Annotated in this window: 15 protein-coding genes; 1 reads left to right on the plus strand and 14 read right to left on the minus strand. The window is 71.6% G+C overall.

Annotated elements, in window-relative coordinates; all coding sequences use genetic code 11:
• Positions 1-106: 106 nt before the first annotated feature.
• The 13 genes from AC07FK_RS08715 to folC all read right to left on the minus strand — a co-directional run bounded on the left by AC07FK_RS08715 (position 107) and on the right by folC (position 19,534).
• A complete protein-coding gene (locus AC07FK_RS08715) occupies positions 107-4,237 on the minus strand; it encodes an Rne/Rng family ribonuclease (RefSeq protein WP_479103747.1) in 4,131 nt (1,376 codons plus the stop codon).
• A gap of 230 nt (positions 4,238-4,467) precedes the next feature.
• Positions 4,468-5,250 (minus strand): TIGR03936 family radical SAM-associated protein, encoded by a 783-nt coding sequence (locus AC07FK_RS08720; RefSeq protein ID WP_479103749.1) that lies wholly within the window; start codon positions 5,248-5,250, stop codon positions 4,468-4,470.
• A gap of 129 nt (positions 5,251-5,379) precedes the next feature.
• Positions 5,380-6,552, minus strand: coding sequence for a hypothetical protein (locus AC07FK_RS08725; RefSeq protein ID WP_479103750.1), 1,173 nt, complete (start codon positions 6,550-6,552; stop codon positions 5,380-5,382).
• Positions 6,553-7,123: 571 nt separating this feature from the next.
• Positions 7,124-9,052: a TIGR03960 family B12-binding radical SAM protein gene (locus AC07FK_RS08730; RefSeq protein WP_479103751.1), complete on the minus strand. Its 1,929-nt coding sequence runs from the start codon at positions 9,050-9,052 to the stop codon at positions 7,124-7,126.
• 51 nt (positions 9,053-9,103) lie between these two features.
• Positions 9,104-10,651 (minus strand): CYTH and CHAD domain-containing protein, encoded by a 1,548-nt coding sequence (locus tag AC07FK_RS08735; protein ID WP_479103752.1) that lies wholly within the window; start codon positions 10,649-10,651, stop codon positions 9,104-9,106.
• 39 nt (positions 10,652-10,690) lie between these two features.
• On the minus strand, positions 10,691-11,890 hold the full coding sequence (gene rodA / locus AC07FK_RS08740) for a rod shape-determining protein RodA (protein WP_479103753.1): 1,200 nt from the start codon (positions 11,888-11,890) through the stop codon (positions 10,691-10,693).
• The gene (mrdA, locus tag AC07FK_RS08745; protein ID WP_479103755.1) at positions 11,890-14,058 is read right to left on the minus strand and encodes a penicillin-binding protein 2; all 2,169 of its coding nucleotides are present in this window, start codon (positions 14,056-14,058) and stop codon (positions 11,890-11,892) included. The genes rodA and mrdA overlap by 1 nt, the downstream gene beginning before the upstream one ends.
• A 37-nt stretch (positions 14,059-14,095) precedes the next feature.
• A complete protein-coding gene (mreD, locus tag AC07FK_RS08750; protein WP_479103757.1) occupies positions 14,096-14,767 on the minus strand; it encodes a rod shape-determining protein MreD in 672 nt (223 codons plus the stop codon).
• A gap of 12 nt (positions 14,768-14,779) precedes the next feature.
• Complete coding sequence (mreC, locus tag AC07FK_RS08755; protein WP_479103759.1) at positions 14,780-15,733, minus strand: rod shape-determining protein MreC; 954 nt, start codon at positions 15,731-15,733, stop codon at positions 14,780-14,782.
• Between the two features lie 101 nt (positions 15,734-15,834).
• Entirely contained in the window at positions 15,835-16,854 is a 1,020-nt protein-coding gene (locus tag AC07FK_RS08760; protein WP_028813452.1) for a rod shape-determining protein, read from the minus strand.
• A gap of 289 nt (positions 16,855-17,143) precedes the next feature.
• Positions 17,144-17,557: a nucleoside-diphosphate kinase gene (gene ndk, locus AC07FK_RS08765; RefSeq protein ID WP_453404167.1), complete on the minus strand. Its 414-nt coding sequence runs from the start codon at positions 17,555-17,557 to the stop codon at positions 17,144-17,146.
• Positions 17,558-17,651: 94 nt separating this feature from the next.
• On the minus strand, positions 17,652-18,014 hold the full coding sequence (locus AC07FK_RS08770) for a DUF4233 domain-containing protein (protein ID WP_479103761.1): 363 nt from the start codon (positions 18,012-18,014) through the stop codon (positions 17,652-17,654).
• Between the two features lie 5 nt (positions 18,015-18,019).
• Complete coding sequence (gene folC / locus AC07FK_RS08775; protein ID WP_479103763.1) at positions 18,020-19,534, minus strand: bifunctional tetrahydrofolate synthase/dihydrofolate synthase; 1,515 nt, start codon at positions 19,532-19,534, stop codon at positions 18,020-18,022.
• 150 nt (positions 19,535-19,684) lie between these two features.
• Between folC and AC07FK_RS08780 the strand changes: the two genes are divergently transcribed.
• Positions 19,685-20,707: a rod shape-determining protein gene (locus AC07FK_RS08780; protein ID WP_479103765.1), complete on the plus strand. Its 1,023-nt coding sequence runs from the start codon at positions 19,685-19,687 to the stop codon at positions 20,705-20,707.
• A gap of 71 nt (positions 20,708-20,778) precedes the next feature.
• Here the strand turns inward: AC07FK_RS08780 and AC07FK_RS08785 are convergent, their stop codons facing one another.
• On the minus strand, positions 20,779-23,403 hold the full coding sequence (locus AC07FK_RS08785) for a valine--tRNA ligase (protein ID WP_479103767.1): 2,625 nt from the start codon (positions 23,401-23,403) through the stop codon (positions 20,779-20,781).
• Positions 23,404-23,525: the final 122 nt, after the last annotated feature.

The raw sequence follows: 23,525 nt of genomic DNA on the forward strand, positions 1-23,525 counted from the left end.
CTTTCCCCCTCGCCTCCCACGGGAAAGGGGGGGGGAGGGAGTCCCGGCCCCCCCCCCCCCCCCCCCCCCCCCCCCCCACTGCCGTAGAGCGCGACGTACCCCGAGGTCAGTCCTCGGTGGTGGCCGAGACCGACGGCTGCGACTGCTCCGCCGCCGAGGTCTTCTTCGAAGCCGACGCCTTCTTGGCCGTCGTCTTCTTCGCCGTCGTCTTCTTCGCGGCCGTCTTCTTGGCCGCCGCCTTCTTCGCGGGGGCCTTCTTGGCGGCCGTCTTGCGGGCCGCCTTCTTGGCCGGGGCCGCGACCTCGCCGTCGGACTCGGCGCCGGCCTGCGCACCCGCCTCGGACTCCGCCTGGGCGGGCTCGGCCGCCTTGTCGGCCGGGGCCTCGACGACCAGTACGGCCGCCTCCTCCGCGCCCTTGGGCGACCCGGCCGGCGCGGTGGCCTTGCGGGTCGCGCGACGGCGCGCACGCGGCGGAGCAGCCGCCGCCGGCTCCTCGGCCGCCGGTGCGGCGGCCTGCGGCTCCTCGGCCTTCGGCTCCTCCGCCACGGGGGCGGGGGCCACGACCTGGACCGCGTCGGTGACGACCGGCTCGGCGGTCTTCGGCGCACCGGCCGGAGCCGTCGCCTTACGCGTCGCACGGCGGCGCGTACGGGCCGGGGCGACCTCCTGCACGGCGGGCTCGGGCTCGACGACCGGCTCGGGCGCGGCCTCGACGACCGGCTCGGGCTCGGCCACGGGCTCGGCGGCGACCACGGGCTCCGGCTCCGGCGCGTACACCGGCTCCGCGGCCTTCGGCGCACCGGCCGGGGCCGACGCCTTGCGCGAGGCGCGACGGCGCGAACGGCCGCGTCCCGCAGCCGCCTCGGCCTCCGCGGCGCTGCTGTACAGCTCCTCGTCGGGCACGAACTCCGGCTCCGGAAGCGCCACCGGGGCAGCCACCTCGGCGGCGACCTCGGCCTCCGTCTCGGCCTCCGTCTCGGCCTCCGCCTCGGTACCGGCCGGCTCCACGTGCTCGTGCTCGGCCTCCGCACCGCGGCCGCGCTTCTTGGCGCGCTTGCCGCCACCGCCGCCGCCCGCGGCGGTCGGCTGCTCCATGTGCACGATGACGCCACGGCCGTTGCAGTGGACGCAGGTCTCGGAGAACGACTCCAGGAGGCCCTGGCCGACCCGCTTGCGGGTCATCTGCACCAGGCCGAGCGAGGTGACCTCGGCGACCTGGTGCTTCGTACGGTCGCGTCCCAGGCACTCCAGCAGACGCCGCAGCACCAGGTCGCGGTTCGACTCCAGGACCATGTCGATGAAGTCGATGACGACGATGCCGCCGAGGTCGCGCAGCCGCAGCTGACGCACGATCTCCTCGGCCGCCTCCAGGTTGTTCCTGGTGACGGTCTCTTCGAGATTGCCGCCCTGCCCGGTGAACTTGCCGGTGTTGACGTCGACGACGATCATCGCCTCGGTCTTGTCGATGACCAGCGAACCGCCGCTCGGCAGGTAGACCTTGCGGTCCAGCGCCTTCATCAGCTGCTCGTCGATCCGGTACGTCGCGAAGACGTCGACCTCCGACGTCCAGCGCGACAGCCGGTCCGTCAGATCCGGGGCGACGTGCGCGACGTAACCGTGGATGGTCTGCCACGCCTCGTCACCGCTGACGATGACCTTCGAGAAGTCCTCGTTGAAGATGTCGCGCACGACGCGGACGGTCATGTCCGGCTCGCCGTACAGGAGCGTCGGGCCGCTGGTCGCGCCGCTGCTCTTCGACTTCTTCTGGATGTCCTCCCACTGCTGCTGCAGACGCTCGACGTCGCGGCGCAGCTCGTCCTCGCTCGCGCCCTCGGCGGCGGTGCGCACGATGACGCCGGCGTCCTCGGGGACGATCTTCTTGAGGATGGTCTTCAGACGCGCGCGCTCGGTGTCGGGCAGCTTGCGGCTGATGCCGGTCATCGAGCCCTCGGGCACGTAGACCAGGTAGCGGCCGGGCAGCGAGACCTGGCTGGTGAGACGGGCGCCCTTGTGGCCGATGGGGTCCTTCGTCACCTGCACGAGGACCGACTGGCCGGACTTGAGGGCCGTCTCGATGCGGCGCGGGCCGTGGCCCATGCCGAGCGCGTCGAAGTTCACCTCACCGGCGTACAGGACCGCGTTGCGGCCCTTGCCGATGTCGACGAACGCGGCCTCCATGGACGGCAGTACGTTCTGGACCTTGCCCAGGTAGACGTTGCCGACGTACGAGGTCGACTGCTCCTTGTTGACGTAGTGCTCGACGAGGATGTTGTCCTCGAGCACGCCGATCTGGGTGCGGTCGCCGTTCTGCCGTACGACCATCACGCGCTCGACGGCCTCGCGGCGGGCCAGGAACTCGGCCTCGGTGATGATCGGGACGCGGCGGCGGCCCTGCTCGCGGCCCTCGCGGCGGCGCTGCTTCTTCGCCTCCATACGGGTCGAGCCCTTGATGGACTGGACCTCGTCGAAGCCGGTGCCGGGCTCGCGCTCGGCCGCTTCCTTCCCACGCCGTTCCCGCGGCTCACGGACCTTGACGACCGTACGCTCGGGGTCGTCCGCCCCGTTCGTCTCGGCCTCCGGGCCCGCGTCACCGCTGCGGCGGCGGCGACGGCGGCGGCGACGGCTGGAGGCGGAACCCGCGCCCGACTCGTCGTCCTCCTCCTCGCCGCGCGCTTCCTCCTCCTCGGTCCGCTCGGCGGCGGCCTCCTCGGACGGCTCCGGCTCCTCGGCCTCCTCGGCGTCGGCGAGCTCGCCGCGGCGACGGCGACGGCCACCGCGGCGACGGCGGCGCGCCCTGCGGTCCTCCGCCTCGTCGGACTCGTCGTGCGCCTCTTCGTCGCGCTCTTCCTCGACGGCCTCGGCCGGCTCGGCGGGCGCGGCCTCGACGGCGCGCTCGGGACGCTCGGCGCGCTCCGCACGCTCGGCGCGCTCGGACCGCTCGTCCTCAGCCGGCTCGCCGCGGCGGCGGCGACGGCGGCCGCGCGGGGCGGCCTGCTGCACGGGAGGAGTCTCGACGGTGACGGTCTCCTCCGCCTCCTCGTCCTCTTCCACGTCCTCGATGTAGTCCGGCTCCGTCACCCGCGCGGCGGCGGCAGCGGCGGCCGTCTCGGGGGTCTGGAACATCGGCTCGGTGAAGACCGGCGCCTGGAACACGGCCACGGCGGGCCGCGTCGCACGGCGGCGCGAACGCGTCGGCTCCTCGGCGGGCACGGCGGCGGGCTTCGCCTCGGCGGCCTCGTCCGAGACGGCAGCCTCGTCGGCGGCGGCCTTGCGGCCGGCGCGGCGGCGCGGCGTACGGCCGCGGGGCGCCTCTTCGGCCTGCGCGGCCACGGGCTCCGCCGGGGCGGGCTCGGCGGCGGGCGTCTCTTCGGCCTCCGTCTCGACCTCGGCCTCGGCGGCCTTCGGAGCACCGGCGGGCGCGGTCGCCTTGCGGGTGGCACGGCGACGCGTACGGCCACGCGGCGCTTCCTCGGTCACGGCCTCGTCGGCGACGGGGGCCTCCACAGCCGGAGCGGCGGGGGCTTCCCCGGCGGCGGGCGCCGCGGGGGCCTCCACCTCGGCCTCGGCCTCGGCGGCCTTCGGCGCACCGGCGGGCGCGGTCGCCTTACGGGTGGCACGGCGGCGCGTACGGGCCGGCGCGGCGGCCTCCTCCACGGCGGCGGGCGCGGCGGCCGGCTCGGGCTCCGCGGCGGGGGCCTCGGCCTCGGCGGCGGGCTCGTCAGCCTCGGAAGGCTTCGGCGCACCCGCCGGAGCGGTCGCCTTACGGGTGGCGCGACGGCGCGTACGGGCCGGCGCGGCGGCCTCCTCGACCGCTGCCGGAGCGGCGGCCGGCTCGGGCTCCGCGGCGACGGCCGCGGCGGGCGCGGGCGTCTCCTCGGCCTCGGCGGCCTTCGGCGCGCCGGCGGGCGCGGTCGCCTTGCGGGTGGCACGGCGACGCGTACGGGCCGGCGGAGCGGCCTCGGCGCTCTGCGCGGGCTCTGCTGCGGGCTCGGTGCTCTCTGCGGGCTCGTTCACGGCGCCCTCTCCGGCCGGTATGGCCGGAGCCGCGGCCTCTGTGCTGGCGGCGGACTGTGCTACGGCCTTCGCGTCGCCTGCCGGCGGACCGGCAGGACGCGAGGCCGCGCGGCGCCGGCGGCGCGGCGGCAGCGTGTCGCTGGGCGAGTGGTTGTCGTCGGTGTCCCCGGCGGTACGCGCGGTACCTGCCGAGGGCTCGGTGGAATCGTTCGGCTCAAGCATGCGGGCGGTTCTCCCGTCACGCTCCCGGGCGCCGCGCCTTGGTCCGGTCCGGTCCGGTCCGCGCGATGAGCGCGGTACCGCCGTCCGGGGCGCGGGCGCCGCACGGGAGCTGTTGTCTAGCTCGCCGGTTCCGTACACGGAGTGCGCACGGCCTGGCGAAAGTCTTCTGGTCAGTGCGCCGCCCGACCCAGGTGGCTCCCGAGTCCCAGGGCTGCGCTACAACGTCCGCCCTACGCGGAACCTGCACCTTCCGGCGCCTTCGCGGCGGTCAGTCCGGCGGCCGTGGGTGGGGCGGCCGTGACTGCCTCGCGGTCGGGCGCGAGCGGGTCGGTCACCGTGCCGGACTCCTCGTCGAAGAGCCCCTGCGCCAGCCTGGTCACCGCTGCGGGGACCGGCGGCGCCAGGTCGGCCACAGCTCGGAGACCGGACAGGACGTCGTCGGGTCGTACGGCGGGTGTCGCATGCCGAACAACCAGCCGCAGTATCGCACAGGGCTTGTCCTCCGGCCTATCGGACGGCGCAGACACGGCCTCCAGGTCGGCGACGGCGCTGCGGGCGTCGAAGGACCGCATGCCGTTCTTGGTACGGCGCTGCACCTCGACGCTCTCGGCGGCGAGGAAGGCCCCGACGGCCTTCGCCGCCTCTTCGGGCGACACGCCGTCGAGGCGCATCTCCCACACGGACGCCTGCAGCCGGTCGGCGAGGCCCGACGTACGGGCCTCGACCGCGTCCGTGATGTCGAGCCCGTCCGGAAGCGACTCGTCGAGCAGCTCGCGCAGCTCGTCGGCGTCGCGCGGGGCGGTCAGTGCGATCTCCAGGTACTCGGCCTCACTGCCCGTGCCGGTGGGTGCGGCATTGGCGTACGAGACCTTCGGGTGCGGGGTGAAGCCGGCCGAGTACGCCATGGGTACGTCGGCGCGTCGCAGCGCCCGCTCGAAAGCGCGCTGGAAGTCACGGTGGCTGGTGAACCGGAGGCGGCCGCGCTTGGTGTAGCGCAGTCGGATGCGCTGCACCGCCGGTGCGGGCGGCGGGCCTTCGGGCTGTCGCTTGCCCAGTGGTTCTTCTCCTCGTGCGGGGCGCCGCGCTGTCCGCGCGTCACCCTTCCGGCGTGGGGATCGCCCCCTCGCGTCCCGGCGGCCGGCTCACCCCCGGCCGGCTGTGCTTCCGCCAGTCGGGGAGATCTCGGACGCGGGTGCCGCGCTGGAGGCAGTGGTCTTACTACCCAGAGTACGCGCAGGAGCCCGCACCGGTTCCACGGCCTCGGCCGGACCGTCGGCCGGCCAGGTGTCCGCCGGGCCCCCGACCAGCGCACGCCACGCGTCCCGGCGGGCCTGGCGCACCGTCTCGCGCGCGGCGCGCAGTGCCCCGCGGGCCGCCCGGCCCGCTTCGAGGCCGGCCCGCTTCACCGGCGCCCACAGGTTGTCGCGCACCCAGTGCCCCACGGGCGTGCGCACGCCGAGCCACACCCAGCGCACCGGCCGCCCCACGAGATTCCACCCCAGCCACTTCAGCCCGCGCCCCACGGCCCGGGAGATGTACCCGGCGACCCGCCAGGCGTGACCGAACGCGGCGCCGACCTCCCGCCCGACCGGGACCAGCACCGCCCGCCACACCCACACCACCGGCCGCACCAGCAACGTCATGACGCACCACGCGGTCGCCGTGCACAGTCCGCGCGCCAGGCCGGTGACCAGCCAGGCGACGCCCCGGCCCAGCGGGGCGAGCACGTACTGCCACAGGGCGACCCACGGCCACACGAACAAAGCCCTGCCGACCCAGGCCAGCACGTGCCCGAGGGGGGTGAGGATCCACGCGTACAGCCACACCAGCGGCGCCACCACGAGGACGCGCACCAGCCAAGCCACCGCGGCGCCGACCGCGCGCCCGAGCCGGGCGATCGCGTGCCCCAGCGGCGTCAGCACCCACCGGTAGCACCACACCGCCGGCGCCATGATCCCGTACCGCACCACGGGCACCACGACGTACGTCCACAGCAGCACCCACGGCATGACGAGCACGGCGTGGGCGACGTACCCGAGCACCTTGGCGACGGGGACGAGGACCTTCCCGTACAGCCACACCAGTGGCGTCACGACCAGCGCCCGGAAAAGCGCGCCGAGCGCGCGGCCGACCGCCTTGCCGCAGACGGCGAGCAGGTCCCACACCATCCGCACGGGCACGACCAGGACCAGCACGACGATCCGCACCGGGATCCGGACGGCGACGGTCAGGCAGCCCTCCGCCCGCGGCGCCGCGCGACCCGGAGCGGGCGACTGCGGCGGGGACGGCTGCGCCGGCTGCTTCTCGAAGTCCATGCCGAAAGAGACGCAGCACCCCGCCGTCCGGATCCCACCGCCCCGGCAATGATCTTGATCCGTTATCTGAATCTGCGTGTCCACCCGAGGACACGCCCACGGCGGAGACACCACTCGATCATCAGCAGACGACCGCGATCGGCGGAAACCGCCCGAAGGCGCCATCGTCCAGTACATGGGGGGCTGGAGCCCGGCGGGCGGTACGTCCGGACCTCCTTCACCAGCGAGCAGGCGGAAAAGCGCCTGGAGCAGCTGAGCACAGAGCTGGACGAGTTGGTTCAGGAGACGGCGCGGGACCGCTGGACGCGCACGCACGGCGGCGAGACCTTCCGCGAGCGCTGGGAACGAGGCGGCAGGGAGGTACTGGCCGGCGATCTGCGGCGAGCCGGAGTCATCTGCCGGGTCAGCAGGAACAAGATTCCCAGAACCAGAGCGCCTGAGGTTCTCCTGGAGCCGGCCGTCCCGCGAGACGTGGAAGACCGCCTGGTCGTCAAGCAGGACACGTTCGCGAACGCATGCCGATGCGGAGGCCGGCCCTGTCACAGGACAGGGCCGGCCTCCGCACGCGTTCCTACTTGTTGACGACCGTCAGCGGCAGGAGCTTCTTGCCCGTCGGGCCGATCTGGATGTCGAGATCGAGCTGAGGACACACACCACAGTCGAAGCACGGGGTCCAGCGGCAGTCCTCGACCTCGGTCTCGTCGAGGGCGTCCTGCCAGTCCTCCCAGAGCCAGTCCTTGTCCAGGCCGGAGTCCAGGTGGTCCCAGGGCAGGACCTCTTCGTACGTACGCTCGCGCGTCGTGTACCAGTCGACGTCCACGCCGAAGTCGGGCAGCGTCTTCGCCGCGGCCTGCATCCAGCGGTCGTAACTGAAGTACTCGCGCCAGCCGTCGAAACGGCCGCCGCCCTCGTAGACGGCGCGGATGACCGAACCGATGCGGCGGTCGCCGCGCGAGAGCAGGCCCTCGACGATGCCGGGCTTGCCGTCGTGGTAGCGGAAGCCGATGGAACGGCCGTACTTCTTGTCGCCGCGGATCTTGTCGCGCAGCTTCTCCAGGCGGGCGTCCGTCTCCTCGGCGGAGAGCTGCGGCGCCCACTGGAACGGGGTGTGCGGCTTGGGTACGAATCCGCCGATGGAGACGGTGCAGCGGATGTCGTTCTGGCCCGACACCTTGCGGCCCTCGGCGATGACCTTGACGGCCATGTCGCCGATCTGGAGCACGTCCTCGTCGGTCTCGGTGGGCAGGCCGCACATGAAGTACAGCTTCACCTGACGCCAGCCGTTGCCGTACGCCGTCGAGACCGTCCGGATGAGGTCCTCTTCCGAGACCATCTTGTTGATGACCTTGCGGATGCGCTCCGAGCCGCCCTCGGGGGCGAAGGTCAGGCCGGACCTGCGGCCGTTCCTGGTGAGCTCGTTGGCGAGGTCGATGTTGAAGGCGTCCACGCGGGTCGACGGCAGCGAGAGGCCGATCTTGTCCTCTTCGTACCGGTCCGCGAGGCCCTTGGCGACGTCCGCGATCTCGGTGTGGTCGGCCGAGGACAGCGACAGCAGGCCGACCTCCTCGAAGCCGGTCGCCTTGAGACCCTTCTCCACCATGTCGCCGATGCCGGTGATGCTTCGCTCCCGCACGGGGCGCGTGATCATGCCGGCCTGGCAGAAACGGCAGCCGCGGGTGCAGCCGCGGAAGATCTCGACGGACATCCGCTCGTGGACGGTCTCCGCGAGCGGGACCAGGGGCTGCTTGGGGTAGGGCCACTCGTCGAGGTCCATGACGGTGTGCTTGGACACCCGCCACGGCACGCCGGAGCGGTTGGGCACGACGCGGGCGATACGGCCGTCGGGCAGGTACTCGACGTCGTAGAAGCGCGGAACGTACACGCCGCCGGTCTTGCTCAGCCGGAAGAGCACCTCGTCGCGCCCGCCGGGACGGCCCTCGGCCTTCCAGGCGCGGACGATCTCGGTGATCTCCAGGACGGCCTGCTCGCCGTCGCCGATGACCGCGCAGTCGATGAAGTCCGCGATCGGCTCGGGGTTGAAGGCGGCGTGGCCGCCCGCGAGGACGATCGGGTCGTCGAGGGTACGGTCCTTGGACTCCAGCGGGATGCCCGCGAGGTCCAGGGCCGTGAGCATGTTGGTGTAGCCGAGTTCGGTGGAGAAGCTCAGCCCGAAGACGTCGAACGCCTTGACGGGCCGGTGCGCGTCCACCGTGAACTGCGGTACGCCGTGCTCGCGCATGAGGGCTTCGAGGTCCGGCCACACGCTGTACGTGCGCTCGGCCAGGACTCCCTCGCGCTCGTTCAGCACCTCGTAAAGGATCATGACGCCCTGGTTGGGCAGCCCGACCTCGTACGCGTCGGGGTACATGAGCGCCCACCGGACGTCCGTGGCGTCCCAGTCCTTGACGGTGGAGTTGAGTTCGCCGCCGACGTACTGGATCGGCTTCTGGACGTGCGGGAGAAGCGCTTCCAGGCGTGGGAAGACCGACTCGACAGGCATCGTGTGTCTCTCATGAGCTGGCAGGGGTGACCATCAAGCGTACCCCGGCCGTCAGCCGCCCAGATCCGCCCGCGTTTTCCGGGCGGCGGCCCGCTTCCACGCGTGCGCCAGTTCCCACTCGCCGGCGTCGGCGGCGGCTTCCTCGCGCCCGTACAGCAGGCCCCAGGTGAACGCCGTCTCCCCCGCCGCGTGGGCCTGGGCGGCCAGGGTCCGCAGCGTCTCGCGGGCGACGACGGAGTCCTGGTGCGCGCCCAGGGCGGACTGCACGGCCTTCAGCCGCTTCGAGAACCGTTCGGCGGGCTTCCCGAGGGCGGGGCGGGCGGCCTCGGCGGCGTAGCGGGTGCGCTTGGCGGCCTTGCGCGCGCGGTGCAGGGCGTGGGCCCGCTCCTCGCCGTGGGGCAGGGCGAGGGCCGCCTCCATGCGGTGGGCCAGCCGCCCGTAGTCCTTGAGCAGGGCCCGGGGCAGGACGTCGGCGGCGGGACGGGACGCGGCGGGGCGCAGCGGCGGCTCGGTGAGCAGGGTGTGCAGGGCGCTGAGGAGGTCGAGGTACCGGGGGCTGTCGAGTGCCGCGAGGGTCCGGGTGTGCGCGCTGTCGCGGCCGGCCACGGACCAGATGCGCAGCCGTCCTCGTACCGGGCCCAGGAGGAGGGTCTCGGGCAGGTCGTCGATCCGGGAGCGGAGCCGGGCGTCCAGCACCTCCTGGTCGCGGTCGACGCCCAGTTCCCCGGCGAGCCACTTCAGCTCTGCGGCGACCGGTTCGGTGACGGTCCGGTCGAGGACCTTGCGGTACGTGCGCAGGGCGCTGCGCAGGCGGCGGGTGGCGACGCGCATCTGGTGCACGGAGTCGGGCAGGTTCCGCCGCACGGCCGGGTCGTACGCCACCAGGGACGCGTACTGCTCGCGCAGGTAGGCGAGGACGTGGTCGCCCGCGGTCCGTGAGCCGGTCGCGTCCGGCGTGCCGTGCCGGGGCCTGGTCCACGACGGCGTCGTGCCCTCCAGCGCCCTGGCGAGCTTGGACGTGGAGGCGGCGGGGCGCAGACCGGCCTTGCGGAGTTTCTTCTCGACCGCGTCGAGGAGGGCCGGGTCGCCGCCGTCGGACAGTTCGACCTCGACCTCGGTCCACCGGGTGGTGGCCCCGTCGGCCGGGACGCCGACGCGCTGCGCGGTGACGGTGTCGACGCTGACCTCGGCGAGCGGTTCGCCGCGGGCGTCGAGGAGACGGCGTACGTCGCGCACGCTGCGCAGCCGTACGACGGGGACGAGCGGTTCGCCGCGGGTCCGGGACCGGGTGAGGGCGGCCAGGGCCGGCGGCAGGTCGTCCGTCAGCGGGGCCCGGACCTCGTCGCGCACGTGCGGGGCGACCGGGAGCTTGAGGTGCCAGCCGGCGTCGTCGCCGCCGGTGCGGCGGCGCAGGGTGAGCGAGTCCGCGGCGAGCCGCAGATCGGCTGTGTCGTAGTAGAGGGCGTCCAGTGGGGTGACGCCGTCGTCCCGTACGGACGAGACCCCGGCCACCTTGGACAGGTCGGGCAGCCGGGGCTCGCCGCCGGTCTCCGCCGGGGCTTCGTACTTCCGCTCGATCTCGCGCTTCGTGTCCGCCATAAACCGAATCTAGACGCGATCGCGGCTCGGGGCAGGTGCTTATGCCGTCAGGGGCCGCTGGACCCTGATCGACTGGAGCAGTCCGATGGCCACCCAGACGGCGAACATCGACGAGCCGCCGTACGACACGAACGGCAGCGGGAGTCCCGCGACCGGCATGATGCCGAGGGTCATTCCGATGTTCTCGAAGGACTGGAAGGCGAACCAGGCGATGATGCCGCCGGCGACGATCGTGCCGTACAGCTCGGTCGTCTCGCGGGCGATGCGGCAGGCGCGCCAGAGGACGACGCCGAGCAGCAGCAGGACCAGGCCGGCGCCGACGAATCCGAGCTCCTCGCCGGCGACGGTGAAGACGAAGTCGGTCTGCTGCTCGGGGACGAACTGCCCGGTGGTCTGGCTGCCCTTGAACAGGCCGGTGCCGGTGAGGCCGCCGGAGCCGATCGCGATGCGTGCCTGGTTGGTGTTGTAGCCGACGCCCGCCGGGTCGAGTTCGGGGTTGGCGAACGCGGCGAAGCGGTTGATCTGGTACTCGTCGAGCACACCGAGCTGCCAGACGACGAGGGCGCCGACGGCGCCCGTGCCGATGAGGCCGAAGACCCAGCGGTTGGACGCCCCGGAGGTGAGCAGGACCCCCAGGATGATCACCGCTATGACCATGACCGAGCCGAGGTCGGGCATCAGCATGATGACGACGATCGGTACGACGGCGAGGCACAGGGCCTTGACGACGGTGCTGTGGTCGGGATGGTCCTGGTCGCCCGCGTCGACGCGGGCGGCGAGCAGCATCGCCATGATCAGGATTATGGTGATCTTGGTGAATTCGGAGGGCTGGAGGGAGAACCCGCCGCCGAGCACGATCCACGCGTGCGCGCCGTTGATGGTGGCGCCGAGCGGTGTGAGGACGAGCAGGACCAGCACCACGGACAGGCCGTAGAGCACGGGGACCGCGCCGCGCAGGGTGCGGTGTCCCAGCCAGATCGTGCCGATCATCAGGGCGAGCCCGATGCCGGTGTTGAGGATGTGACGCCAGAGGAAGTACTCCGGGTCGCCCTGGTTGAGCTGGTCGCGGGTCCGAGTGGCGGACCAGACGAGCAGCGCGCCGATGACGGACAGCGCGAGCGACGCCCAGAGCAGCGGCCAGTCGAGCCGGCGCACCACCGAGTCGCGGGCGGTGAGCTTGGCGAGGGTGCCGCGCTCGGGGGCGTAGCGCTGGACGGAGAAACCGTGCGGGCCGGCCATCAGTCGCCACTCCTGCCGATCGCGATCTGCTGGTCGGCAGCCGGATCCTTGGGCTTTTCGGGTACGTAGGGCCGGATCTCCGGGGCTTCGATGGAGCCGTCCGAGCCGATCTTCGGGAGGTCCTTCTGCGGCTTGGGGAGCAGCGCCTTCTTCGGGTTGACGTCGCCGTCGTCACTGACGCCGTAGAGGGCGTCGTAGATGTTGCGCACGGCGGGGCCGGAGGCGCCGGAGCCCGTGCCACCCTGGGAGATCGTCATGACGATCGTGTAGTCGTCGGTGTAGGTCGCGAACCACGACGTGGTCTGCTTGCCGTAGACCTGGGCGGTGCCGGTCTTGGCGCGCATCGGGATCTTGTCCTGCGGCCAGCCGCCGAACCGCCAGGCGGCGGTGCCGCCGGGCTCGACGACGGAGCGCAGGCCCTTGTCGAGGTCGCTGATGGTTTCGGCGTTCACCGGCAGCTTGCCCTGGGGCTTGGGCCGGATCTCCTCGATCTTCTTGCCGTCGGGGCTGATCACTGCCTTGCCGACGGTGGGCTGGTAGAGGGTTCCGCCGTTGCTGATGGCGGCGTAGGCGGTGGCCAGCTGGACGGGGGTGATCAGGACGTCACCCTGGCCGATGGCGAAGTTGATGCTGTCGAAGGCCTTCAGCTGGTTGCCTTCGAGGCAGCTCTCGTAGGCGATCTGCTCGACGTAGCTGCCGCCCTTCTTGCCCTGCTTGCACCACGAGTCCTTGTTGGCCTTCCAGAAGTTCTGCTTCCACTGGCGGTCGGGGATGCGGCCCTTGACCTCGTTGGGCAGGTCGATCCCGGTCTCGCCGCCGAACCCGAAGTCATGGGCGGTCCGGTAGAACCAGTCGTGAGCGCCCTTCTTGGGCTTTATTCCGCCGTCACGCTGCCACTCCTCGTGGCCGAGACGGTAGAAGACGGTGTTGCAGGAGAACTTGAGGGCGTCGCCGAGGGTGATGGGACCGTGCCCCTTGGACTCGAAGTTCGCGAAGCTGCGGCCGCCCATGCTGTAGGAACTGCTGCAGTTGTAGCGGCCGTCGAAGGGGTGGCCGGCCCGCACGGCCGCGCTGGCCGACACCACCTTGAAGACGGAGCCGGCGGGCGCCTGGCCCTGGATGGCCCGGTTGAGCAGTGGATAGTTGGAGTTCTTGCCGGTGAGCCTGGCGTACTCCTTGCCGGAGATGCCGCCGACCCAGGCGTTGGGGTCGTAGTCGGGCTGGGAGGCCATCGCGACGACGCGCCCGGTCTTGGACTCCATGACGACGACGGCGCCCGAGTCGGCCTCGTACGGGCGGCCGGTGATCTTGTCGGTCTCCTTGCGCACGGTCTTCATCGCCTGGTGGAGTTCGTACTCGGCGACGGCCTGGACCCGGGCGTCGAGGCTGGTGACGACGCTGGAGCCGGGAACCGTCGGGTCGTTCTCCGCCTCGCCCATGACGCGGCCGAGGTTGTCGACCTCGTAGCGCGTGACGCCGGCCTTGCCGCGCAGCTCCTTGTCGTACGTGCGCTCGAGCCCGGAGCGGCCGACCATGTCGGAGCGCAGGTACGGCGACGGGCCGTCCTTGGCCTTCTCGATCTCTTCGTCGGTGACGGGCGAGAGGTAGCCGAGGACCTGGGCGGTCCTGGCCTTGGCCGGGGCGGTGTAGCGGCGTACGGCCGTCGGTTCGGCGGTGATGCCGGGGAAGTCCTCGGCGCGCTCGCGGATCTGCAGGGCCTGCTTGGTGGTGGCCTCGTCGGTGACGGGGATCGGCTGGTAGGGCGAGCCGTTCCAGCAGGGCTGCGGGGTCTTGGAGTCGCAGAGCCTGACCTTGTCGGCGACTTCCTTCGGCTTCATGCCGAGTACGCCGGCGAGGCGGGCCAGTACGCCCTTGCCGTCGTCCTTCATCTTCATCAGCTCGGTGCGGCTGGCGGAGACGACGAGGCGGGTCTCGTTGTCGGCGAGCGGCACGCCGCGGGCATCGAGGATCGAGCCGCGGACGGCGGGCTGGACGACCTGCTGCACGCCGTTGCCGGCGGCTTCGGCGGTGTACTCGTCGCCGTTGCGGATCTGGAGGTACCAGAGCCGGCCGCCGAGGGTGAGCAGGAGCGAGAAGACGAGGACCTGGATGATGATGAGCCGGATCTGGACCCGGGGGGTCCGCCCGGTCTCGGGGATGTTGCTCACGGCGTCCCCTCCTCGTGGTCCGTGGTGCGCGCGGTCGTCACAGGCGCTTGACCCCCTTGATGCGTCCGGCCCGGGCGGCCCGCGACCGGGCGGCCTTGACCCGCAGTCCCGCGCGCTGGCTGCCGATGCGCAGGCCCGTGCCGGAGGCGAGCCAGCCGCTGGCCACGTCGGCGCCGTTGGCGCCGCTCTGGCTGTCGGCGAGCGGGTCGTTCTCGGCGCGTCTGGCCAGTGCCATGACGCCCGGCACGACGAACGGGGCGAGCAGCAGGTCGTACAGGGCGGAGGTGAGCAGCAGGTTCACGATGCCCACGTGGCGGGCGGCCGTGTCACCGACCAGGGCGCCCACTCCGGCGTACAGGAGGGTGGAGCCGATCGCGGCGACGACGACCGCGACCATCGGGGCGGTCGCGGACCTGAGCTGGCCGGTCTCCGGCTTGGCGAGTCCGGCGAGGTAGCCGATGACGCACAGGACGAGCGCGTAGCGGCCGGCCGCGTGGTCGGCGGGCGGCGCGAAGTCGGCGAGGAGGCCCGCGCCGAACCCGATGAGGGCGCCGCTGGTGCTGCCGTACACGAAGGCGAGACCGAGGACGGTCAGGAGCATCAGGTCCGGTACGGCGCCGGGCAGTTGAAGCCGGGCCAGGACGGTGACCTGGACGACGAGGGCGACGATCACCAGGGTGGTGGAGAGCAGCATCCGGTTGAAGCGCATGGGGTTCAGCTCCTACTCGGCGCCGTCGGCGACGACTCCGCCGTCGGCGGCCGGCCCCGAGGGGGTGACGGTGACGGTGACCGTGGGGGTGGGCTTGGGGCCCGCGGGCTTCGGCGGCAGGACCATGTCGCGCGGGTCCTTGCGCGGCGCCTGGACGACGACGCCGACGATGTCGAGCTTGGTGAAGCCGACGTACGGGCGGACGTAGACGGTACGGGTGAGGTCGCCGCCGGACGGGTCGACGCGGACGACGCGGCCGACCGGTACGCCGGGCACGAACGGCTTGGACGCCTCGGAGCCGAAGGTGACGAGCCGGTCGCCGGCCTTGACCTTGGCCTTGCCGTTGAGCATCTGGACGCGCAGCGGGCGGTCGCCCTGGCCGGTGGCGAAGCCGAGTTCGTCGGTCTTCTCCAGACGGGTCCCGACGGTGAAGTCGGGGTCGTTGGCGAGCAGTACGGTCGCGGTGTCCGGGCCGACGGTGGTGACGCGGCCGACGAGTCCGTCGCCGTTGAGCACGGTCATGTCGCGTTTGATGCCGTCGTTGCTGCCCGAGTCGATGGTGACGGTCCAGGAGAAGCCCTGGGCCGCTCCTATCGCGATGACTTCGGCGCCCTTGATGCCGTACTGGCCGGCGCCCGCCCTCTTGAGCATCTTGTCGAGCTGGCGTACGCCGCTGCGGTTGCGGTCGTCACTGCCGAGTTTGTGCTTGAGCGCGGCGTTCTCGCGCTCGAGGACGGCGAGGCGGTCGTGCCGCTCCCCCGAGTCCCGAACGGCCCCGACCGCGTTGCCGATCGGGTCGACGGCTGCGGCGACCCCGTTCTCCACCGGTCCGAAGACGGTGGCGGCGGCCCGCCTGGCGCCGTCGACCGGCGAATCCTCGCCGCCACGGATGTCCACCGTGATCAACGCGAATGCGATGGCGATCAGCAGCACCAGGAGCAGCCGGCTCTCTCGTGTGTCCCTCACGTGCGGCGGCCGTGCCTTCCTCGTCGGAATTCTCGTGTCTGTATATCAACGATCCGCCGCACGAGAGGGAAGGCCTCGTGCGGCGGATTCGTCGGGTTGGCTCATCGGCGGGGCTGGGCGTCCAGTACCTGCTGGAGCGCCTCGAACTCCTCGACGCACTTGCCCGCTCCGAGGGCGACGGAGTCGAGGGGGTCCTCGGCGATGTGGATCGGCATGCCGGTCTCACGGCGCAGGCGCTCGTCGAGGCCGCGCAGCAGCGCGCCGCCGCCGGTGAGGACGATGCCGCGGTCCATGACGTCGCCGGAGAGCTCGGGCGGGCACTTGTCGAGCGTCGTCTTCACGGCGTCGACGATGGCGTTGACCGGCTCCTCGATGGCCTTGCGCACCTCGGCCGCCGAGATGACGACGGTCTTGGGCAGACCGGAGACGAGGTCGCGGCCGCGGATCTCGGTGTGCTCGTCCTTCTCCAGGTCGAACGCCGAGCCGATCGTGATCTTGATCTGCTCGGCGGTGCGCTCGCCGAGCAGGAGGGAGTACTCCTTCTTGATGTGCTGGATGATCGAGCTGTCCAGCTCGTCGCCGGCGACCCGGATCGACTGTGCTGTGACGATTCCTCCGAGGGAGATGACGGCGACCTCGGTGGTGCCGCCGCCGATGTCCACGACCATGTTGCCGGTGGCCTCGTGGACGGGCAGGCCCGAACCGATGGCCGCGGCCATGGGCTCCTCGATGATGTGCACCTGGCGGGCGCCGGCCTGGGTGGACGCCTCGATGACGGCACGGCGCTCGACCCCGGTGATGCCGGAGGGCACGCAGACGACGACGCGGGGGCGGGCCAGGTAGCGGCGCTTGTGGATCTTCAGGATGAAGTAGCGGAGCATCCGCTCGGTGATCTCGAAGTCGGCGATGACGCCGTCCTTCAGCGGCCGGACGGCAACGATGTTGCCCGGCGTCCGGCCGATCATCTTCTTGGCCTCGGCACCTACGGCCAGGATGCCGCCGGTGTTGGTGTTGATGGCGACGACGGAGGGCTCGTTGAGCACGATCCCTTTGCCCCTGACGTACACCAGCGTGTTGGCGGTCCCGAGGTCGACAGCCATGTCACGGCCGATGAACGACATTGAGTTCCCCTTGTTCCCCATGAGGATGCGTCGGGCCTTCCCAAGTGGAGCGGTTGGCTTTTTAGGACGGCGGAGTGGGTGGTGCGAGCGTGGCGGTTTCCATCGTAGTGCCGCGTGCACGGAAGCGGCGCGAGGGTCCTTCGCCATTGTGAGCGGAACACGTACCCGTCCCAGTAATGGTGACGTCGTGTCGGGGGGATCCGTTCCCCACATCGTCCCGCGTATGCCGGGGGGCGGCCGAATTACTTCGGTCGCCCCAGGGCTTGACCTCTATTTGGCTGACCTGATGTCAGGAAAGACCGGGGAAGAAAAGCTTCAGCTCCCGCTCCGCCGAGCCTTCGGAGTCCGAGGCGTGGATCAGGTTCTCGCGGACGATCGTTCCGAAATCACCCCGGATGGACCCAGGAGCCGCCGCGATCGGGTCAGTCGGACCCGCCAACTGGCGTACACCCTCGATGACGCGCTCGCCCTCGACGACGAGGGCGACGACCGGACCGGACGACATGAACTCGACCAGCGGCTCATAGAAGGGGCGGCCCTTGTGCTCGCCGTAGTGCTGCTCCAGCGTCTCGTGGTCGAGGCTGCGCATCTCCAGCGCGGTGATCTTCCAGCCGGCCTTGCGCTCGATGCGGCCGACGACCTCGCCGATCAGCCCGCGTCGGACCGCGTCCGGCTTGAGAAGGACGAGAGTGCGCTGAGACATGTACGGGGCTCCTTGCAGGGCATGGCGAATGCGATGCCCAGAGGCTACAAGGACGCGTCGCGGGAGCGGCACCCGGCACTGGCGGCAGCGGCCCCTACTGCGCCGGGGCCTGCGCCTCCTCCGCCTCCGCCTGCGCGGCCCAGCGTGCCTTCGCCTCGTCGATCCTGCGGCCGTAGTGGATCGACGCCCACCACAGGCCCGCGAAGACCGCGCCGAGGAAGAACATCGCCGGGACCACGAAGCCGCTCGCGATCAGCCCGATCTGGAGCGCCCAGCCGAGCTGCACCCCGCCCGGCCGGCCGAGCATTCCGCAGAGCAGCACGGAGAGCAGCATGGCGACGCCGCAGACCGTCCAGACCGCCGTCATCGACAGGTCGTCGGACTTCATCGCGACGAGGCCGGCGAAGGCCACCACGAAGAACTCGCTGATCAGAGTGGACGCGCAGAGCATACGCACAGGATTCAGCCCCTCCCCAGGAGCAGCCGGGCTTCGCCGACCGTGATGACGGAACCGGTCACCAGAACGCCGCCGCCGGCGAACTCGCCCTCTTCCTCGGCGAGTGTGACGGCGGCCTCCAGCGCGTCGTCGAGGCGCGGCTCGACCTGGACGCGGTCGTCGCCGAAGACCTCGACGGCGACAGCGGCCAGCTCGTCCACGTCCATCGCACGGGCCGTGGAGTTGCGCGTGACGACGACCTCGGCGAAGACCGGCTCGAAGGCCTCGAGGACGCCTCGCACGTCCTTGTCGCCGCTCGTGCCGACGACCCCGATCAGGCGGCTGAAGCTGAACGCCTCGGTGACGGCCTCCGCCGCCGCCCGCGCGCCGGCCGGGTTGTGCGCCGCGTCCAGCACCACGGTCGGGCTGCGGCGTACGACCTCCAGCCGGCCGGGCGAGGTGACCGAGGCGAAAGCCTTGCGGACCGTGTCGATGTCGAGCGTGCGGGCGTGCTCGGCTCCGATGCCGAAGAACGCCTCGACGGCCGCCAGGGCCACCGCCGCGTTGTGCGCCTGGTGCGCGCCGTGCAGCGGCAGGAAGATCTCCTCGTACTCGCCGCCGAGTCCGCGCAGGGTGACGAGCTGGCCGCCGACCGCGACCTCGCGGGAGACGACGCCGAACTCCATGCCCTCGCGGGCGACCGTGGCGTCGACCTCCACGGCCTTCTTCAGCATCACCTGCGCCGCGTCGACCGGCTGCTGGGCCAGGACGACCGTGGCGCCCCGCTTGATGATCCCGGACTTCTCGACCGCGATCTCGCCGGGCGTGGCGCCGAGCCGGTCGGTGTGGTCCAGGTCGATCGGCGTGACGACGGCGACGGACGCGTCGATCACGTTCGTGGCGTCCCAGCTGCCGCCCATGCCGACCTCGACGACGGCCACGTCCACCGGCGCGTCGGCGAACGCGGCGTACGCCATGCCCGTCAGCGTCTCGAAGAACGACAGGCGGTGCTCCTGCATGCCGTCGGTCATCTCGACGTACGGCTCGATGTCCCGGTACGTCTCGATGAAGCGCTCCGGGGCGATCGGGGCGCCGTCCAGGCTGATGCGCTCGGTGATCGACTGCACGTGGGGGCTGGTGTACCGGCCGGTACGCAGCTCGAAGGCGCCGAACAGCGCCTCGATCATGCGGGCCGTGCTGGTCTTGCCGTTGGTGCCGGTGATGTGGACCGAGGGGTACGCGCGCTGGGGCTCGCCCAGGACGTCCATCAGCGCCGCCATACGGACCAGCGACGGGTCCAGCTTGGTCTCGGGCCAGCGGCCCAGAAGCTCCTGCTCGACGGCCCGCAGCGCCTTGTCCACCTCCGGGTCCTGCGGCCGCCCGGCGGCGTCGTCGCCCTGGCGCGGGGCGCCCTGGGTGCGCAGGGTGCGGCTGCCTGCCTCGATCACCGCCAGGTCGGGGTCGCGGCCGGTCTCGGCCTCGACGATCTCTTCGAAGGCGTCGGGAGTGTCGCTGTCATCGTGCGGGGGGAGCTGGCTCACGGGACCAGTCTACGGAGCACCGCCGACAGCGCCCCGCCAGGACCTGTCCACCGCCCCGGGGCCCCGCGCGGACCGCCTTCGGCCCCTCTGCGGCGGCGGATCCGGCGATGTCGTGCCAGCCTGGGGAAACACGATCGGAGGTTTCTCCAGATGGGTGACACGGCCAACGACATCGGCATAGACCTGGGTACGGCGAACACCATCGTCTACGCCCGCGGCAAGGGCATCGTGCTCAACGAGCCCTCCGTGGTGGCGGTGCAGGCGGGCTCCGGCACCGCTCTCGCGGTCGGCCGCGAGGCCAGGGACACCATCGGCCGGACGCCGGGTTCGATCACGGCGATCCGCCCGCTCAAGGGCGGTGCGATCAGTGACTACCGGGCCGCCGAGGAAATGATCCGGCACTTCGTGCGCAAGGCCGTGCCCGGCCGCAAGGCCCGCCCCCGCATGGTCCTGTGCGTACCGAGCGGCATTACTCCGGTCGAGGAGCGCGCGATCGTCCAGGCGGCCGAGCGGGTGGGCGCCCGCAGCGTGCACCTCGTCGACGAACCCATGGCGGCGGCGATGGGCGCCGGGCTGCCGGTGTCGAAGGCGCACGGGTCGATGGTGGTCGACATCGGCGGCGGCACCACGGAGGTCGCCGTGATCTCGCTCGGCGGGATCGTGGCGGCGTGGTCGCTGCGGGTGGGCGGCGACCGGCTGGACGCCGCGATCGCCGACCACGTGCGCAAGGAGCACGGGCTGCTCATCGGCGAGCGGACGGCCGAGGCCGTGAAGCTCGCGATCGGTTCGGCGTGGCCGGTCCCGGAGGACCCCGAGCTGGAGAACCGCACGTTCGCCGTCGGCGGGCGGGAGAAGATCCCCGGCGGCCTGCCGCACACGCTGGAGCTGTCGGCGGCCGAGGTGCGGGCGGCGCTCGACGAGGCGTGCGAAGCGGTCGTCTCGGCGGTGAAGTCGACTCTGGAGGAGTGCCCGCCGGAGCTCGCGGACGATGTGATGGAGCACGGCATCGTGCTGACCGGCGGCGGCGCGCTGCTGCCGGGCCTCGACCTGCGGATAGCGGCCGGGGCGGGGGTCCCGGTGTTCGTGGCGGACGAACCGCTGGACTGCGTGGCGCTCGGAGCCGGCAAGTGCGTCGAGAACTTCGACGTGCTGGAGGACTTCCTGGCGGACTAGCGGAGACCGGACACGCACACCGGGGGCCCGCGCGGCGTGCGCGGGGCCCCCGGTGTGCGACGTACGCGCCCCTACTGCTGCGGCAGCGCCGCGAGCTGGGCGGTGATCCGCTCGATGTCCGCCTCGGCCTTGGAGAGCCGGCCGCGGATCTTGTCGACGACGTTGTCCGGCGCCTTGGCCAGGAACGCCTCGTTGCCGAGCTTTCCGTTCGCCTGGGCCTTCTCCTTCTCGGCCGCCGCGAGGTCCTTCGCCAGGCGCTTGCGCTCCGCCTCGACGTCGATCGTGCCCGACAGGTCGAGGGCGACCCGCGCGCCGGCGACCGGCAGGGAGGCGGTGGCGTGGAAGCCCTCGCCGGCGGGCGTCAGGCGCAGCACCTGGCGGATGGCCGCCTCGTGCGGAGCCAGCGCCGTGCCGTCCAGGGTCAGCTCGGCCGGGACCTTCTGGCCGGACTGCAGGCCCTGGTCGGAACGGAAGCGGCGGACCTCGGTGACGACCTGCTGGACCAGGCCGATCTCCTTCTCGGCCTCCGCGTCACGGAAGCCGGAGTCCTTCGGCCAGTCCGCGACGACGAGCGACTCCCCGCCGGTGAGCGTGGTCCACAGCGTCTCGGTGACGAAGGGGACGACCGGGTGGAGCAGCCGCAGCATGACGTCGAGAACCTCGCCCAGGACGCGGGCGGAGACCTTGGCCGGCTCGCCTCCCGCGAAGAAGGTGGTCTTGGACAGCTCGACGTACCAGTCGAAGACCTCGTCCCACGCGAAGTGGAAGAGCGCGTCCGAGAGCTTCGCGAACTGGTAGTCCTCGTAGTACGCGTCGACCTCGGCCACGGTGGCGTTGAGCCGGGACAGGATCCACCGGTCGGTCGCCGACATCTGCTCGGCGGGCGGCAGTTCGCCCTCGACCGTCGCGCCGTTCATCAGCGCGAAGCGGGTGGCGTTCCAGATCTTGTTGGCGAAGTTGCGGGACCCCTGGACCCAGTCCTCGCCGATCGGGACGTCGACGCCCGGGTTGGCGCCGCGCGCCAGGGTGAAGCGGACCGCGTCGGAGCCGTACTCGTCCATCCAGTCCAGCGGGTTGACCGCGTTGCCGAAGGACTTCGACATCTTCTTGCCGAACTGGTCGCGGACCATGCCGTGCAGGGCGATGGTGTGGAACGGCGGGGTGCCGTCCATCGCGTACAGGCCGAACATCATCATCCGGGCGACCCAGAAGAAGAGGATGTCGTAGCCGGTGACCAGGACCGAGTTCGGGTAGAACTTCTCGACGCTCGGGGTCTGTTCGGGCCAGCCGAGCGTGGAGAACGGCCACAGGCCGGAGGAGAACCAGGTGTCCAGGACGTCCGTGTCCTGGTGCCAGCCCTCGCCGGTGGGCGCCTCGTCGTCGGGTCCGACGCAGACGACCTCGCCGTTCGGGCCGTACCAGACGGGGATCCGGTGACCCCACCACAGCTGACGTGAGATGCACCAGTCGTGGAGGTTGTCGACCCAGCCGAAGTAGCGGGGCTCCATCTCCTTCGGGTGGATCGTGACCCGGCCGTCGCGGACCGCGTCGCCGGCCTCCTTGGCCAGCGGGCCGACCTTGACCCACCACTGCAGGGACAGGCGCGGCTCGATGGTCGTCTTGCAGCGCGAGCAGTGCCCGACGGAGTGGACGTACGGACGCTTCTCCGCGACGATCCGGCCCTCGGCGCGCAGGGCGGCGACGATGGCGCTGCGGGCCTCCAGGCGGTCGAGCCCCTGGAAGGGACCGTGCGCGGTGATGACCGCGCGCTCGTCCATCACGGCCAGGTTGGGCAGGCCGTGGCGCTGGCCGATCTCGAAGTCGTTCGGGTCGTGGGCGGGCGTCACCTTGACGGCGCCCGTGCCGAACTCCGGGTCGACGTGCTCGTCGGCGACGACCGGGATGCGGCGGCCGGTGAGCGGCAGCTCGATCTCGGTGCCGACGAGGTGCGCGTACCGCTCGTCGTCGGGGTGGACGGCGACGGCGGTGTCACCGAGCATCGTCTCGGCGCGGGTGGTGGCGACGACGATCTCGGCGTCCCCCGAGCCGTACCGGATGGAGACGAGCTCGCCGTCGTCCTCCTGGTACTCGACCTCGATGTCGGAGATGGCGGTCAGACAGCGCGGGCACCAGTTGATGATGCGCTCGGCGCGGTAGATCAGCTCGTCGTCGTACAGCTTCTTGAAGATCGTCTGGACGGCCTTGGACAGGCCCTCGTCCATCGTGAAGCGCTCACGCGACCACGCGACGCCGTCCCCGAGGCGCTTCATCTGACCGGAGATCTGGCCGCCGGACTCGTCCTTCCACTGCCAGACGCGCTCGACGAACGCCTCACGCCCCAGGTCGTGGCGGGACTTGCCCTCCTTGGCGAGCTCGCGCTCGACGACGTTCTGGGTGGCGATGCCGGCGTGGTCCATGCCGGGCTGCCACAGGGTCTCGTAACCCTGCATGCGCTTGCGGCGGGTCAGGGCGTCGATCAGGGTGTGTTCGAAGGCGTGGCCGAGGTGGAGCGATCCCGTGACGTTCGGCGGCGGGATGACGATGGTGTACGGCTCTTTGTCGCTCTTCTCGTCCGCCTCGAAGTAACCGCGTTCCACCCAGCGCTCGTACAGCTTCCCCTCTACCTCGGCCGGCGCGTACTGGGTCGGCAGTTCGGGGGCGGGGGCGGCTGGCTGCTGCGATGAGTTCTCGGTCACGGGCTCAGTTTACGGGCGTCACAGCCCCGTACCGAAACCGGATTCTTGGTAACGGTGAGGGCCCCCGGGTCCCCAGGAGGCGGCCGGTTCCGTCAGGATGTCCGCAACGCATAAGTATCTGA

The organism is Streptomyces sp. NPDC046122, from assembly GCF_056429965.1.

Excerpts from the sequence above, each read along its gene's own strand:
- AC07FK_RS08715 (WP_479103747.1), bottom strand. The coding sequence starts at position 4,237 with ATGCTTGAGCCGAACGATTCCACCGAGCCCTCGGCAGGTACCGCGCGT.
- AC07FK_RS08725 (WP_479103750.1), bottom strand. The coding sequence starts at position 6,552 with ATGGACTTCGAGAAGCAGCCGGCGCAGCCGTCCCCGCCGCAGTCGCCC.
- AC07FK_RS08730 (WP_479103751.1), bottom strand. The coding sequence starts at position 9,052 with ATGCCTGTCGAGTCGGTCTTCCCACGCCTGGAAGCGCTTCTCCCGCAC.
- AC07FK_RS08735 (WP_479103752.1), bottom strand. The coding sequence starts at position 10,651 with ATGGCGGACACGAAGCGCGAGATCGAGCGGAAGTACGAAGCCCCGGCG.
- rodA (WP_479103753.1), bottom strand. The coding sequence starts at position 11,890 with ATGGCCGGCCCGCACGGTTTCTCCGTCCAGCGCTACGCCCCCGAGCGC.
- mreD (WP_479103757.1), bottom strand. The coding sequence starts at position 14,767 with ATGCGCTTCAACCGGATGCTGCTCTCCACCACCCTGGTGATCGTCGCC.
- AC07FK_RS08760 (WP_028813452.1), bottom strand. The coding sequence starts at position 16,854 with ATGTCGTTCATCGGCCGTGACATGGCTGTCGACCTCGGGACCGCCAAC.
- ndk (WP_453404167.1), bottom strand. The coding sequence starts at position 17,557 with ATGTCTCAGCGCACTCTCGTCCTTCTCAAGCCGGACGCGGTCCGACGC.
- AC07FK_RS08780 (WP_479103765.1), top strand. The coding sequence starts at position 19,685 with ATGGGTGACACGGCCAACGACATCGGCATAGACCTGGGTACGGCGAAC.